The organism is Undibacterium sp. FW305-107 (genome assembly GCF_058788535.1).
Window position 1 is genome coordinate 245,290 of record NZ_JBYTAV010000009.1, and the last position, 16,342, is coordinate 261,631.

Below are 16,342 nucleotides of genomic sequence, written 5' to 3' on the forward strand. Positions count from 1 at the left end.
CGATTAAATTTTTGCTGTAGTCATGGCGGCGGAACCCCAGGTAGTGCGCCAGCGTTTCTTGACTAATGATAAACCCAGCAAGGCGACAATGGCGAGGCTGGCGAAAATTGACAAGCCTATTTGATAGCTACCAGTGATCTGACGTGAATAACCCATACTGGCAGCCAGATAAAAACCACCTATGCCACCGGCCATGCCGACCAGGCCAGTCATGACACCCATCTCTTTACGGAAGCGCTGCGGCACCAGTTGAAATACCGCACCATTACCTGTACCCAGTGCCAGCATGGCAACCACAAATACACATACCGCAGCAGTAGCCGATTGCAAACCTATGGCAGCAATGAACAGGAAGGCAGAAGCGATGCTGTACATGACAGACAGGGTTTTGATACCGCCGATGCGGTCGGCAATACGGCCACCCATGGGACGCACCAGCGAACCGGCAAAGACGCAGGCGGCAGTGAAGTAACCAGCCGTCACTGGCGTTAAACCATATTGCGTATTGAAATAAATTGTCAAAGAGGATGCCAGGCCAGAAAAACCACCAAAGGTAACGCTGTAAAAGAACATGAACCACCAGGCGTCTTTGTCTTTCAAGACGGCCAGATATTCAGTCAGGGATTTGCTTGGTGCGTCTCCCGGTGCATCCTTGGCGAAAATCAGATAAACAGCTAGTGCTATAAATAAGGGGATCAGCGCCAGGCCAAACACATTTTGCCAGCCAAAGGCGATTGCCAATGCTGGTGCAAACAGGGCAGCAAAGGCGGTGCCAGAATTACCTGCACCCGCTATCCCCAGAGCGGTGCCCTGGTGTTCAGGAGGATACCAGCGTGATGCCAGCGGTAATGCCACGGCAAAGGCAGAGCCAGCGACACCAAGGATCACACCGAGGAACAGTAGTTGTTCATACGTATGCAAATTACCCAGCCATGCCCAGCATAAGCCTATCAGTACGACGATTTGCCCTATCAAACCGGCTTTCTTGGGTTTTAAATGATCTACCAATACACCCATCACGATGCGCAATAGAGCGCCAGCTAATAATGGCGTAGCGACGATCAAGCCTTTTTGTGCCGCTGTCAGACCCAGGTCTTTGGAAATCTGGATGGCGAGTGGCCCCAACAATACCCAGACCATGAAACTCAGGTCAAAATAAAAGAAAGATGCCAATAGGGTGGGTGTGTGCCCGGCTTTCCAGAATGATGTTTTTTGCATGGTCGCTCCAATAGTGAACACGCATGCCACTTGCAAGGGACGTGCCATCAAAATGTGCATGCCTTTGCTCTGCTTTATGATTAAAAACAAAACTTACTGCGCGAAAATCGTGCGTCATCTGAATTAAATGGTGCAATGCACCAGAATGGCTTGGTTTTGTATGAGTGCAGTGAGGATTTTGGGCGCATGCTTCAATAAGTGGCATTGCTCTTGCTGCCAACAGAGGAATCCTCAGTTTTTCTTGGTGAAAACCGTATTAATGCGCAGTTAAATTGGTGCAGGCTTATAAAAACATTCTGGCTTTCACTCTGATAAAAATGAACTGGCATTGCTCTTGCTTAGTGTCTGGGGAGACAAGCAAAGGAGCAGCCATGAAGAAACTTAAGCTAGTGATGGTAGGGAATGGTATGGCAGGTGTGCGTACCCTGGAAGAATTAATCAAGATCGCCCCCGACCTGTATGACATTACCGTATTTGGTGCAGAACCTTATGCCAATTACAACCGCATCCTGCTATCACCTGTATTGGCAGGCGAGCAAACCATCAAAGACATCATGCTCAATGATGTGGATTGGTATGAAGAAAACAATATCACTCTGCACCTGGGCAAAAAAATCGTCAAGATAGACAGAGCACGTCGCCTGGTAATAGCCGAAGATGGTACCCAGACTGAATACGACCGTCTGTTGCTCGCGACAGGTTCCACACCTTTCATGCTGCCCGTGCCTGGCAAAGACCTCAAGGGCGTGATTGCCTACCGCGATATTTACGACACCAATACCATGATAGAGGCGGCAGAAAAGCATACGCACGCTGTCGTCATCGGCGGTGGCCTGCTGGGTCTGGAAGCGGCAAATGGTTTGAAAATGCGCGGCATGAGTGTCTCTGTGGTGCATCTGCCTGGCTGGCTCATGGAGCGTCAGCTTGATCCCGTTGCTGGCAAGATGCTGCAAAAATCGTTGGAAGACCGTGGCCTGAACTTCCTGCTGGAAAAAAATACCGAAGCCATCATTGGTGATGATGCCGGTCATGTCAAATCCATACGCTTTACCGATGGTCTGGAAATCCCTGCACAATTGATCGTCATGGCAGTTGGCATACGCCCCAATACGGCGTTGGCAGAGTCTGCAGGCTTGTATTGCAATCGCGGCATCATCGTCAATGACACCATGCAGACTTATGACCCGCGCATTTACTCTGTTGGTGAATGCGTTAATCATCGCGGCACGGTATATGGCCTGGTTGCCCCTTTGTTTGAAATGGCCAAGGTCTGCGCCAATCACCTGGCGAATTTTGGGATTGGCCGTTACCAGGGTTCAGTCACATCCACCAAACTGAAAGTGACAGGCATCGATCTGTTTTCTGCCGGTGAATTCATGGGTGGCAAAGACACTGAAGAAATCATTTTGTCTGACCCTATAGGTGGTGTTTATAAAAAACTGGTGGTGAAAGACGACAAGCTCATCGGTGCCTGTCTGTATGGTGATACCGTCGATGGCAGCTGGTATTTCAAACTGCTGCGCGAAGGCAAGAATATTTCTGAAATCCGCGATTCCCTGATGTTTGGTGAATCAAATACCGGCGACGTTGGCCACGAAGGTCATACCAAGGCTGCCGCCATGCCAGACGAGGCCGAGGTCTGCGGCTGTAACGGTGTCTGCAAAGGCACCATCGTCAAGGCCATCAAGGAAAAAGGTCTGTTCACACTCGACGATGTGCGCAAGCATACCAAGGCATCGGCGTCCTGTGGTTCCTGTACTGGGCTGGTAGAACAGATCATCATGTTTACTGCCGGTGGTGATTATTCGACGGCATCTAAAGTCAAGCCCATGTGCGCGTGTACTGATCATAGCCATCAGCAAGTGCGTGATGCCATCAAGGCCAACAAGCTGTTGACGGTCTCTGGCGTGCAGGAATTCATGGAATGGCGCACACCTAATGGTTGCTCCAGCTGTCGTCCGGCCATTAATTATTACCTGATTTCTACATGGCCACGCGAAGCCAAGGATGATCCGCAATCACGCTTCATCAATGAGCGTTCACACGCAAATATCCAGAAGGATGGTACTTATTCTGTCATCCCGCGTATGTGGGGCGGTGAAACCAATGCCAGCGAATTGCGCCGGATTGCAGATGTCGTCGATAAATTCAAGATACCGACAGTCAAGGTCACCGGTGGTCAGCGTATCGATTTGCTGGGTGTGAAGAAAGAAGACTTGCGCGCCGTGTGGCAAGACCTGGGCATGCCATCCGGTCTGGCTTATGCCAAGGGTTTGCGTACCGTGAAAACTTGTGTGGGCAGTGAATGGTGCCGTTTTGGTACGCAAAACTCTACCCTCATGGGGCAACAGCTGGAACGCGAACTGGCACGCATGTATTCACCGCATAAGGTCAAGTTGGCGGTATCCGGCTGTCCGCGTAATTGTGCCGAGGCAGGTATCAAGGACGTTGGTGTCATTGGTGTTGATTCAGGTTGGGAAATTTATGTAGGCGGCAATGGCGGTATCAAAACCGAAGTCGCACAGTTCCTGGTCAAACTGAAAACCCATGAAGAAGTCATGGAGTATACCGGCGCCTTCTTGCAACTGTACCGTGAAGAAGGTTGGTACCTGGAGCGCACCGTACATTACCTGGCCCGCGTCGGTCTGGATTATGTGAAGAAAATCATATTGGAAGACCACGAGCGCCGCAAAGACCTGTATCAACGTTTGCTGTTTGCACTGGAAGGTGAATCTGATCCGTGGCATGAACCAGAAAAAGCCCAGGTCGATACGCGTCAGTTTGAACGCTTGCCAGCATAACGCCATTTTTTGAGAGGAAAAAACATGAGTCATGAATGGCAAGTTATTTGTCGTGTTGAAGATATTCCCGTACTGGGCGCACGCGTGGTTGCGCGTGCCGCCAAACCGGATGTGGCTATTTTCAGGAATACAGAAAACAAGGTCTTTGCTTTGCTGGACAAGTGTCCGCATAAAGGCGGCCCATTGTCACAAGGTATAGTCTTTGGTGAAAGAGTGGCCTGCCCCTTGCATAACTGGAATATCGAATTGGCTTCTGGCTGTGCAATTGCGCCCGATGAAGGATGCACGCAAAAATTCAGCTTGAAAGTGGATGCAGATCAGGTATATCTGGATGCGAATGAATTGCGTACACTTGCAATAGAGGCTTAGAACCTGTTCACGATCTTAAGCGCGAGCGTGATCGGGGTTCATGTGCTGCTCAAAATGCTCATGTACTGGAGTACATTCCGCTTTTTGCGCTGCTCCTCACTCCCGCTGACGCGCGCTCGCTACATATCGTAAACAGGTTCTTAGAAAAAATGCGCTGCATCACATACTATGGTGATGCAGCGAGCACTTAAAGGCATGTATGACTGAAACCAAATCTACCTGTTGTTATTGCGGCGTTGGTTGCGGTGTAATAATTGAAAGCGAAGGCGGGCAGGTTGTAGGGGTACGTGGTGACCCGGATCATCCAGCAAATTTTGGCCGTCTGTGCAGCAAGGGTAGTACCTTGCATCTGTCGGCAGATGCAAAAATACAGCAGCAAGTCAGGGCTCTTTATCCTGAAATGCGTGATCCGCTAATGCGTGAAGAGACGCGTCATCGCAGTGACTGGGATACCGTCATTGCCAGCATGGCGGGCAAGTTTGCGAACACCATCAAGACGCATGGCCCAGATAGTGTGGCATTTTATATTTCTGGTCAGTTGCTGACTGAAGACTATTACGTCTTCAACAAACTCGCCAAGGGTCTGGTAGGCACCAATAATATCGACAGCAATTCGCGTCTGTGCATGTCCAGTGCCGTGGCCGGTTACAAGCAGACCCTGGGTGCCGATGCGCCGCCTGCCTGTTATGAAGATATAGACCTGGCAGAAGTTATTTTTATTGTCGGTTCCAACACGGCTTACGCACATCCGATTTTGTATCGCCGCCTGGAGCAGGCGAGGGAAAAAAATCCAAACCTGAAAGTGATAGTCGCTGATCCACGCCGTACTGATACCGCGCGTGAAGCAGATTTATTCCTGCCTATCTTGCCAGGCACCGATGTTGCCCTGTTCAACGGCATGTTGCATCTGTGTCTTTGGGAAGACCTGATTGATCTGGGGTATATCCAGGAACATACCGAAGGCTTTGCCGAACTCAAGCAAACTGTGCGTGATTACACACCAGCAGCTGTTGCCAAGACCTGTGGCATCAAGGAAGCTGACCTGGTACAGGCAGCGCGCTGGTTTGGCCAGTCCAAAGCCAGCCTGTCACTGTATTGCCAGGGGCTCAATCAATCATCTGCCGGTACCGCAAAAAATGCTGCCCTGATCAATCTGCACCTGGCTACCCATCAAATTGGCAAGCCAGGTGCCGGGCCGTTTTCTCTCACTGGGCAGCCAAATGCCATGGGCGGACGTGAAGTCGGTGGCATGGCCAATCTGATGTCGGGCCACCGCGACCTTGCCAATGCTGAACACAGGGCGGAAATTGCCGTCTACTGGGGTGTAGACGATGTACCCGCCACGCCGGGCAAAACCGCAGTGGAAATGTTTGAGGCAGTCCGGCAGGGGGAGATCAAGATCATCTGGATAGTCTGCACCAATCCCGCTCAATCCATGCCTGAGCAAAATCTCATACGCGAAGCCCTGCAAAAAGCTGAGCTGGTGATCGTGCAAGAGGCTTATGCAAGCACCGCCACCGTACCTTACGCCGACATACTTTTGCCAGCCAGCACCTGGGCAGAGAAAACTGGCACCGTCACCAACTCAGAACGCCGCATATCCCGTGTGCGCCCCGTCATACCGGCACCTGGCGAAGCAAAACACGATTGGCAAATCGCCAGTCAGTTTGCGCAGGCACTGGCCCCTTTGCTGGGCAAGTCGCCAGCAAACTTCAGGTACGGCAGCGACGAACAAGTCTGGAACGAACACCGCGACAGTACCCGTGGCCGTGACCTCGATATCACCGGCTTGTCATACGCCATACTGGAACAGCAGGGGCCACAGCAATGGCCTTATCCGGCTGGTGCCAGCGCTGGCAAACAGCGTTTGTATGAAGATGGTATCTTCCCTACGCCAAATGGTCGCGCACGTTTCGTCAATACCGTGTATCAGCCTGTCAAGGACGCAGTTGATGCACGCTACCCATTTTCCTTGAACACTGGTCGCCTGCGCGATCAATGGCATGGCATGAGCCGTACGGGTACTGTCGCACAGTTGTTTGCCCACGTGGCTGAACCTGGCATTTGCATGGAGGCCACAGACATGCAGAGGCGCTTCCTCAAAGCGGGTGACCTGGTGCATGTCAGCAGCCGCCGTGGCACTGTCATTTTGCCGGTAGTTGAAAGTGATGAGCAGCGCGCTGGCCAGGTTTTCATCGCCATGCACTGGGGTGAAGAGTATGTATCTGGCCGTGGTCATGCCAGGAACGCCAGCTATGGCGTGAATGCATTGACTTCACCAGCAATCGATCCCAGTTCAAAACAACCAGAACTGAAAGCCGCTGCCGTCAAGATTTTGAAAGCAGAATTGCCATGGCGTTTCGTGGTATTCGCCTGGCTGGATAGTGAAGAAGCTTATGCCGTCCAAACTGCCTTACGCCCTTACATGCGCGAGTTTGCCTATGCATCCTGCATACCATTTGGCCGTGACAAAGTGGGGGTGATCTTCCGTGCTGCGAATGAGGAAGCGGTAGCAACTGAAGTTCTGGAAAAAATCGAGCAGCTGTTTGGCATACAGGGCGCGGATGTCTTGCGTTATGACGATAAGCGCCGCAGTGTTTCTCGCCATATTCTGGTGAAAGAAGGTGGTCTGGCTGCTGTGGCGCTGGCAGGGGATGTGTCTGCCGAAAGCTGGCTCAAGGATTTCCTGCAGGCGCAGGAACCTGTGGCCAGACTGGGCCGCCTCTTGCTCATGCCAAGCACCACGGCACCGCAGGGTTTTGCCGCCCGTGGCAAAGTGGTTTGCAGTTGTCTGAATGTGACTGATACCGAAATCAATAAGGCGCTTGGTGACATGGATGGCCTGCCAGCCGATGTCTTGACGGGTTTGCAGACTAAACTCAAATGTGGCACGAATTGCGGTTCTTGTGTGCCTGAGCTTAAGAAAATGATCAGTTTCAACATGCAGGAAAAAGTAACATAAAAGAACATGAAGATAGAGAGAATAGATCCAGCTTCAGAAGCAGCAGGCAGGTTGATAGCCATGTCTGATGCTTATATGGCGGCACTGTATCCAGCCGAGAGTAATCACTTGTTAAGCGTGGACGCATTAGTGCAAGATAATGTGATTTTTCTCGGTTGTCACATAGACGGACAACTGGCTGCCTGTGGTGCTGTGACTATTCTGTTTGATGACGATGAACAACTAAGTTACGGTGAAATCAAGCGGGTGTTTGTACCTGAAGAATTCCGCGGCAGGGGTTTGTCCAAGCACATCATGCGTGCGCTGGAAGATCACTTGCTGGACCAGGATATCCGCGTAGCCCGGCTGGAAACCGGTATCAGGCAGCCTGAGGCGCTGGGCTTGTATTTCCGCCTTGGATATGCCGAAAGGGCTGCTTTTGCTGATTATGAAGAAGACCCTTTGAGCGTCTTCATGGAAAAAATCTTATCTGCCTGAACCCTCAGACCCTCAAGCGGTTTGTCTGCGTAAACTCAGCAACATCGTCCCGAAGGTGATGAAGGCCGCGCCGACTATGCGGTTAATCCACTTCACAAAACGCGGCTTGACCAGCACATGCATGGCACGCGCAGCCAGTTGGGCATACATCAGATGGGTCAGGTAAGACAGGCTCATGAAGATCGCCATCAATGCAAAAAACTGTGGCGCCAGAGCTTCACCCGGCGTAATGAAGTGTGGGAACAAGGCTGTAAAAAACATCAGGGCTTTGGGATTGGTAGCCGCTGTCAAGAAGGCTTCTGAAAATAATTTACGGGGACGTGGCTGCTTATCTGCATGCCCGTTCTGGACACCATGTGTCAACGCACTACTCTTTCCAAACAACTGTTTTGCACCGATATAAAACAGGTAGATCGCACCGATGATCTTGACGGCAGTAAACAGCATGGCTGACGAATTCAGCAATGCACCCAGGCCGAGGAAGGCAGTAGTGGACAGGCAAAAGATGCCGCACACATTGCCAAAGGCTGACCACATGACAGCGCGCGTGCCATAACTTGCACCGTTTTTTAAAGACAGCAAGGTGGCGGGGCCGGGGCTGAGTATCGCCAGGCTGGCCATGGCGGTAAAGGCAAGCAGGGTTTGGGTTTGCATCGCTAGTTCCTGGTTTGATTAAAAAATGTCCTTCTATGTCATCTTTGCGCCAGTGGCTTGTCGTACCGGGATACCGGCAGGGTCAAAATCCTCCAGACAATAGACATTGATACCAAAATTATCTGGCGTCACGCGCTTGCGATGAAAAGGATAAATGCCGCAAGTCTTGCAAAAATAATGATGGGCGGTGTTGGTGTGAAACTGGTATTCGCTCAATGATTCCGTGCCCGCCAGCAGCTTGAATTTGCTTTCATGTACCTTGACCATCAAGGCATTTTTGCGACGACAGATAGAACAGTCGCACATCGTCAGCTCAGGAAAATCCGTCTCTATTTCAAAGCGCACAGCACCACAATGGCAACTGCCCTGATATTTTTGCGTGGGGCGTGAACCGGGTATTTGCATTTTTTGCTACTCCTGAGTCTTCATTAAGATTCATCTTAGAGCATGGCAGACCAGGTGTACCGGTACAATTCTCTGCAAAATACTGTGCTGCCATGGTCAATTCACCATGACAATTCCGTGTATATTTATTTAAGCTTGCTGCAAAGCCTTGTCTGCCTGTTTCAGGTGTGTCCAAATGTAAGCCATACCTTGGTATCGTTGTAATGATTTGGCAATAGACTTATCATGCCGGGTCTGCTCAGCAACACTGTGCTCCGTTTATTTTTCAACCATCTCATGCAAGCCATTCTTCAGACTATGACCGCACATCGATTTATCAGTACTGGCGGCCAATAACCATGCAGAATTCTTTTTTTGGAAGACCTGTAGTTTCAAGAATATCGCTGATTGCTGCCTGTATTGCTTTGGCGTGGTTAAAGCCAGCTTCCGTGTTTGCAAATGATCTGCCTGTGGTACAGACTGCCTCCAGGGATGTGATGATCAGGGAGTTTCAATTCAATGGCAACGCAGTCATCAGTACTGCAGAACTGCAGGACATGTCGGCAGCCTATCTCGGCAAGCGCACCACTTATGCTGATCTGGAAGAATTGCGCACCCGTATTTCGCGCCTGTATGCAGAACGTGGTTACCTCAATTCTGGTGCCGTTCTGGTCGTGGCAGAGGGTAGTGAGCCTTTTCCATCAGGCATAGTCAGCATACGTTTGATAGAAGGACGCATTTCTGAAGTCCGGCTAAAAGGTGAAGAAAGGCTGCGGCCAGCTTATTTGCAGCAGCGCTTGCTCCGGGATGATGAAGTGTTCAATATGCCAGTCTTGCAGCAGCGTTTCCAGCTCTTGCTGACTGATCCGCTGTTTGAAAAAATCAATAGCCGCATCATCCCCGGTGACAAGCCCGGTACTGCGATATTGGACATCGATGTCGTACGCGCCAAAGCCTATGGCATGAATATCTATGCCAACAATTACCGTGCGCCTTCGATAGGATCAGAAGTGCTGGGCATGTCAGGCTGGGTGCGCAATCTGAGTGGTTATGGTGATTATCTGGATGCCAGTATCGCTCATAGCGAAGGTGCTGACCCAGTGCATCTGGGATGGACCATGCCGGTAAATAGCCGTGGCACTGCACTGAAGCTCAGCCTTGATAAAGGCAGCTCCTCAGTTGTTGGTGAATCCATGGCAGCTATTGATATAAAGAGCCGTAGCTCGGGTTATGAACTGGGCATGAGCCAGACTTTGGTCAATAGTCTACAAAGAAAAACCGAGCTCGGTCTCAGCTATAGCCAGCGCGATAGCCAGACCAGTTTATTGGGCGAGGCATTCTCCTTCACGCCCGGCGAGCCTGATGGTTATTCAAAAACCAAAGTAGTACGCTTTTCCCAGGAATGGACAGAACGCTGGGAAACCCAAGCGCTGGCTTTGCGCAGTGTGTTTGCTTTTGGCCACAATAATATAGATGGCAGTGATACCAGCTTGCAGGTACCTGATCAGCATTACCGCATCTGGACAGGGCAATTGCAGTATGTCAAAAACCTCGGCAAGACTGGTGATCAAATCATCTTGCGCGCTTCTGCGCAGCAAACACCAGATCGCTTATTGCCTATGGAAAGATTCTCGCTAGGCGGTGTTGCTACTGTGCGTGGCTATAGGGAAAACGCTGTCGTACGCGACCGTGCCTGGTTGCTGAATGCAGAATACCATTACCCCTTGCCAGTCTGGCTGGAAGCCGGACACAAATTCAAGCTCATTGCTTTTACTGATCTGGCGACAGCCAGCAACCAGGGTGAGGTTGCACAAAGACTGGCTTCGATAGGCGTGGGCATGAACTGGCAATGGCAAAACTGGGCTGCCGACTTGTTCCTGGCCAGGAAGCTTGTCAGTCTGCCGGGGCAGAGCAATGGCAATTTGCAAGACCATGGTGTGCATGCCCAATTGACTTACCATTTATTTTGAGAGTGTGGCATATGCGTAACAAATTTGCCTCACCAGCCAAATGCATCTTGATTGCCAGTGTGCTGGCAATGTCTATCCACATGCTTGCATCTGCAAGCGATGTTGCGCTGGATCAGGGGTTGCATGAGTGTGCCAGCGGTAGTTATACGCAGGCACTGTCGGCTTTGCAAACTGCTTACGCCAGGGCTGATCAGACAGCAGATAAAGTCAAGGCCGCGTCTGCACTGGCGCAGACTTATGTGCAAATGCATCAGATTGCCAAGGCAGAGCCCTACCTGGTATTTGCCTTTGATCATGCCAGCAATAAACTGGACAAGGCTGGCTATGCAATTGATGTTGGCAACTGGCAGCAGCAACAGGGGCATGTAGAGCAGGCGCGTTACTACTACGATGCGGCGTTGCAATTGGCTGATTCTGATGCCGCAATCGCAATCAGTGTCGGACTGAACCGGCAAAAGCTGGAAGCAAAAAAGCTGACCCCGGCAGCCAGCCTGAAAAACCTGCAGGCATTGTGGCAAGGTCTGCAGCGAGCAGGAGAGCAGCCACATGCTGCCCGCTATAGTCTGAATCTTGGTGCGCAAGCCAAGCCTTTGGGCGCAGAGGGACAAAGCCTGGCTTTTCAGGCTTTTGACTATGCACGTAAACTCTCTGCAAAGCAGGGCCAGGCAAGATTGCAACTGGAAGCACTGGACCAGCTTGCACAGCTTTACGAAGATGCACATCGTTATGATGATGCCCTGGCATTGACTGACCAGGCCCTGCTGGCTTCGCAGGGACTGGAAGCGCATGACTTGCTCATCAATATCGAATGGCGTCATGGCCGCATCTTGCGGGCGCAAGTAAAAAATACTGAGGCAATCGCCGCCTATCAAAGAGCGCTCGACCATATAGAAGTCATACGCACTGACATACCGGTCGAATATCAGGATGGTCGTTCTTCTTTCCGTGCAACTCTGGAGCCTGTGTATCTGGGTCTTGCAGATTTGTTACTGCAGACATCTGCGCGATTGAATGATGACCAAAAAAATGCACAATTGCGCCGCGCCCGCGATGTGCTGGAATTGCTCAAGCAAACCGAATTGCAGGACTATCTGGGTGACCGCTGTGCTGTTGATACCGCCAGGGCCAATCGTAAGAACAATAAGAATGATGTGATCGCTCATGACACAGCAATACTCTATCCCATCATTTTGCCCGACAGGCTGGAGCTTTTGCTGGAAACAAGCAAGGGTATGTACAGCCATAGCATACCTATGTCTTCAGCAAAGATGCGCGCCGACGTGCTCGATTTTGGTGTTGTACTGAAAGAGAATCTTTCTTTTAAACCGCAGGCAAAGCGTCTGTATCAGGCCTTGCTGGCGCCAGTTGATGCTGAACTCTCTCAGCAAGGCATACGCACATTGGTTATTGTCCCAGACGGTGTATTGCGCCTTTTACCTTTTGCGGCCTTGCATGATGGCCAGCAATTTGCCATAGAAAAATATGCGATAGCGGTTGTACCTGCTTTGAGCCTCACCAATACCAGCGTTCGCAACCTTGGCGACACTGCATATAAAACGCTGCTGGCAGGCATGAGCGAGCCTGGTGCTGTTGTTGATAAATTGCCCGGCACCATGGTTGAGCAATTGCTGGCAGCTAATCCACAAACGACAGCAAATGGCAGGCAAGTTGCCAGAGCCGTGCTGACGCGCAGCCTGCGTAATATCCCCCAGGCAAGCGAAGCCGCTATTCTGAATAAGCCAGCCCAGCATCAGCAGTTGCAGCAAATGCTAGCGCTGGCTGGCGTCGATGAAGAAATCCGTACGCTGGAAAAATTGACCAGCAGCCAGACTTTGCTGAATGCGAATTTTACCGTTGCAGCATTCAGCCAGAAGGTCAGGACGGGTGATTACCAGATCGTGCACATCGCTTCACATGGTGTGTTTGGCGGCACTGCCGACAGCACCTTTGTCATGGCGCATGATGATCTGATCACCATGGATAATCTGCAAGGATTTTTACGGTCAGGTGGTATGAAGAATCAGGAACTGGAGTTATTGACACTGTCGGCCTGTGAAACGGCAGAAGGTGATGACAGGGCACCGCTGGGCTTGAGTGGAGCGGCTCTAAAAGCCAGGGCCAGGAGTGCGCTGGGTTCATTGTGGCCTGTATCTGATGATGCGGCGACTTTGCTGATGGGCCAGTTTTACCGTCGCCTGGCAGAACCTGCCACCAGCAAGGCACAGGCCTTGCAAAAGGCGCAGTTGGAATTGATGAAGAATAATCAGTTCAGTCATCCATTTTATTGGGCACCATTCATCATGGTAGGGAGCTGGTTATGAAGACTAAGCGATTGCATAAGGTGGACTTGCTCAGATTAAGCCTTCTCAGAGTAAGCTTGTCCTTGGCTTTTGGGAGTATTCCTGTATTTGCTTACGCCGGTGCCACCACTGACGGCACCGTTGGTGCCGTACAAAACCTGAGTGGCAATTTCGTCGTCCCACAAAGTCTGGGTACGACCAAGGGTGGTAATTTATTTCATAGCTTTAAAAACTTCAGTATAGAAAATGGTGAATCGGCCACATTTACCACTTCGACGGCTTTGCAAAATGTAATAGCCCGCGTCACTGGCGGCGTAGCCTCGAATATAAATGGTTTGTTGAAACTCAGTGCAACTGCGGGTAACCAGCCGCATTTTTATTTCATCAATCCTGCTGGTGTGATTGTTGGTGCAGGGGCTGCCATTGATGTACCTGCAGGTTTGCATATCAGTACAGCAGATTATGTGAAATTTGCAGATGGGAATTTTTATGTCGATACGGCAAAAGCCAGCACCCTGTCCGCTGCCGCGCCTGAAGCTTTTGGATTTTTGGGAAATAATTCTGCCACTCTTGAATTCAAAAATGGCGCAACAGTTAATGTCCGCCCGCAACAGGCGCTGACGCTGGCTGCTGGCGATATCGCTATCAATGACGCAAGCTTGCTCGCACCCGGCGCAGCAGTGCGCGTGGCTGCCATAGGCAAGGGCAAGTTGGAAGTTGGCTTTAATGGTGAGTTGCCCAAGGCGGATGGCAAATTGAGTATAGTCAATGGTGGCAGTCTCAATGCATCGGTGAGTGGTAATGTCGATGGTGCCCAGGTGCGTATACAGGCAGGTGATATTCTTATCGACGGACAAGATGCACGCAAACCTACCGGCATTTTCAGCAATGCTAACGATGGTGGTGCAAAGTCGGGCGATATTCTTATCGCGGCAAACCAACAGCTCAGCATAGTCAATGCTGGCCGTATTTCCACTTCTACCTTCAGTTCTGGCACTGCCGGTTCCATCAGGCTTGATGCAGCCAATGTCAGTATGGATGGCAAGGGACAAGTGACAGGTATTTTCAGCCAGGCTAACGAAGCTTATGGCAATGCGGGCAATCTTGACATCAATGTGGCGGGCAAACTCAATATCCTGAATGGCGCAGTCATTTCTTCATCCAGCTATACATCGGGCAATGCTGGCAATGTGCGTGTGAACGCCAGTGAAATAATGCTCGACGGGGCAGAGGCCAATGGCCCTTATACAGGTTTGCTCAGCACCACCAATAAAGGAACGGGAAATGCAGGCAATGTTGAGGCCATAGTCAAAGGCAAGCTCAGCATATTGAATAGCGCACAAATCTCTTCTGCCACTTATGCGGCAGGGCAGGGTGCCGATGTCAAAGTCAGTGCTGCAGAATTGCTGATCAATGGCAATGGCATTTCTACCGGCATTAACAGTATTTCTGGTGCTGTTGGCAATGCCGGTAATGTCAGCGTCAATGTCAGTGGGACTACTACCATCTTGTCTGAAGGCGGCATCGCAACCTCAGCATTTGATGCAGGTCAGGCTGGCAAGATCAGGTTTGTTGGCAATAGCCTGCACATTGATGGTCAGGGCTTGGAGGCGGGCATCTATAGCGACGCCGGTGATTTTCGTGCTTCTGCCAATTTCCGTGGCGGGAATGGTGGTGATATTGATGTCAGCGTGGCTGACAAGTTATCACTGGCTGGTGGCGGGCGGATCTCGACTACTACGTACACGCGCGGCAATAGTGGTTCTATTAATGTGGCTGCCAATACCCTGGCTCTGGATGGTGATGGCAGTGGCATCCTTGCTGAAACCATAGGTGTGGGTAATGCTGGCAATATTGCAGTCAAAACCAATCAGTCCATACAGATGCAAGATGGTGCGAGAATATCTTCTGCCACCCGCTTTGTGGGTAATGGTGGCAGCGTCAAAATTGATGCTGCCAGTCTTGATGTCAATGGCAAGGGAGCGGCGACAGGTATCTATAGTGATGCTGGTACGCAGGCGCAAGGCAATGCCGGTAATGTTGATGTCAATATCACTGGTAATCTGTCATTGAAGGATGGCGGTCAGATATCGTCGGCGACGATCAGTTACACTACCGGTTCGGCTGGTACCGTGAAAGTGAATGCCGCCAGCATCAGTCTGGATGGCAAGCTCAGCAATCCCATCAAGGAAGATGACGTTAATGCGAAGATTCTGAGTACGGGTATCCTCAGCAGCGCTAATGCAGGTGGTGAATCTACCAGCAGGTCAGTCGGCAATGCCGGTGCGGTGAATGTCACTGCGGGCCAACTGCAGATGGGCAATGGCGCACAAATTTCATCGAGTGCTTATGCCAATGGCAAGGCTGGTGAAGTCAATGTCAATGCAGGTAAGATTCGTGTGGACAGCAATGCCATCATCAGTTCAGAAGCTGGTGCTGCATCCAGCGGTTATACAGGTAATGTGAATATCAAGGCGACCGATAGCCTGGATATGAATCAGGGCATACTGTCGATACGCAATGCTGCCCAGGTCAGCGCCGACAAATTGCCTGCCAAAACCCTGCTGGCAATTGATGCCTCGGATATCACGTTGCAGCAGGCGCAAATCACTGCTTCTGCCAGCGGCAATGTGGCTGCCAGTGATATTCGTCTCAACTATGCTCACCGCCTGCTTGCAAAAAACAGTAATATCAACACCAGTGCCTTTGAAGGGAATGGCGGTGGTATCAATGTCCATGGTAAAGGCGCTTTGATACTTGAGCGCTCACAAATCACCACTTCCGTTACGGGTCTGCAGACAGGCAATGGTGGCGATATCAGCATCAGTGCACCAGCCTTGATACTGCGTAGCGGTTTTGTGCAGGCAAATACTGCGGCCAAGGCTGCCAGTGGCGGTAACGTGAACATACAGGTGAACGCCACCATCGCCAGTGGCAATCAGTTGCTGCTTGGCGGTGCGCCGCAAAAATTTGATGGTAGCGGCAAGAATTTGATACAGGCTGCAGCACCTGATGGGGTGAATGGACTTGTCAGCTTGAGTAGCCCGCAAGTCGATTTTTCTGCCAGTCTGGTGAATTTGAATGCGCAAGCATATGAGTTTGCAGACCTGGCAGCCGATTTGTGCAGGCTGGGTAGTGGCAGTTCATTGAGTCTGATCGGACGGGGTGGCTTATTGCCCACCGCGACGAGTTTGTTGAGATATTGAG

Annotated in this window: 10 protein-coding genes; 7 read left to right on the plus strand and 3 right to left on the minus strand. The window is 51.0% G+C overall.

All coding sequences use genetic code 11. From position 1 onward, the window contains the following. Positions 1-3 precede the first annotated feature (3 nt). Positions 4-1,218, minus strand: coding sequence for a nitrate/nitrite transporter (locus AC3WQT_RS20750; protein WP_492706650.1), 1,215 nt, complete (start codon positions 1,216-1,218; stop codon positions 4-6). Positions 1,219-1,589: 371 nt separating this feature from the next. Here AC3WQT_RS20750 and nirB point away from each other — a divergent pair, with 371 nt between their 5' ends. From nirB to AC3WQT_RS20770, 4 genes are all read left to right on the plus strand, one after another. Then, a complete protein-coding gene (gene nirB, locus AC3WQT_RS20755) occupies positions 1,590-4,019 on the plus strand; it encodes a nitrite reductase large subunit NirB (protein ID WP_492706652.1) in 2,430 nt (809 codons plus the stop codon). Between the two features lie 24 nt (positions 4,020-4,043). After that, positions 4,044-4,388 (plus strand): nitrite reductase small subunit NirD, encoded by a 345-nt coding sequence (nirD, locus tag AC3WQT_RS20760; protein WP_492706654.1) that lies wholly within the window; start codon positions 4,044-4,046, stop codon positions 4,386-4,388. A 199-nt stretch (positions 4,389-4,587) separates the two neighbouring features. Continuing rightward, positions 4,588-7,350, plus strand: a complete 2,763-nt coding sequence (locus tag AC3WQT_RS20765; RefSeq protein ID WP_492706656.1) for a nitrate reductase — start codon at positions 4,588-4,590, stop codon at positions 7,348-7,350. A gap of 6 nt (positions 7,351-7,356) precedes the next feature. Further along, positions 7,357-7,827, plus strand: coding sequence for a GNAT family N-acetyltransferase (locus AC3WQT_RS20770; protein ID WP_492706658.1), 471 nt, complete (start codon positions 7,357-7,359; stop codon positions 7,825-7,827). A 12-nt stretch (positions 7,828-7,839) separates the two neighbouring features. On the opposite strand, the gene AC3WQT_RS20775 is transcribed toward AC3WQT_RS20770, so the two are convergent. Both AC3WQT_RS20775 and AC3WQT_RS20780 read right to left on the minus strand, forming a co-directional pair. After that, the gene (locus AC3WQT_RS20775) at positions 7,840-8,481 is read right to left on the minus strand and encodes a LysE family translocator (protein WP_492706660.1); all 642 of its coding nucleotides are present in this window, start codon (positions 8,479-8,481) and stop codon (positions 7,840-7,842) included. 33 nt (positions 8,482-8,514) lie between these two features. Next, the gene (locus AC3WQT_RS20780; RefSeq protein ID WP_492706662.1) at positions 8,515-8,886 is read right to left on the minus strand and encodes a GFA family protein; all 372 of its coding nucleotides are present in this window, start codon (positions 8,884-8,886) and stop codon (positions 8,515-8,517) included. 428 nt (positions 8,887-9,314) lie between these two features. Here AC3WQT_RS20780 and AC3WQT_RS20785 point away from each other — a divergent pair, with 428 nt between their 5' ends. From AC3WQT_RS20785 to AC3WQT_RS20795, 3 genes are read left to right on the plus strand one after another with little or no spacing between them, the layout of a single operon-like run. Then, a complete protein-coding gene (locus AC3WQT_RS20785) occupies positions 9,315-10,835 on the plus strand; it encodes a ShlB/FhaC/HecB family hemolysin secretion/activation protein (protein WP_492706664.1) in 1,521 nt (506 codons plus the stop codon). Positions 10,836-10,846: 11 nt separating this feature from the next. Next, positions 10,847-13,156, plus strand: coding sequence for a CHAT domain-containing protein (locus AC3WQT_RS20790; RefSeq protein WP_492706666.1), 2,310 nt, complete (start codon positions 10,847-10,849; stop codon positions 13,154-13,156). Between the two features lie 56 nt (positions 13,157-13,212). Further along, complete coding sequence (locus AC3WQT_RS20795; protein ID WP_492706668.1) at positions 13,213-16,341, plus strand: beta strand repeat-containing protein; 3,129 nt, start codon at positions 13,213-13,215, stop codon at positions 16,339-16,341. Position 16,342: the final 1 nt, after the last annotated feature.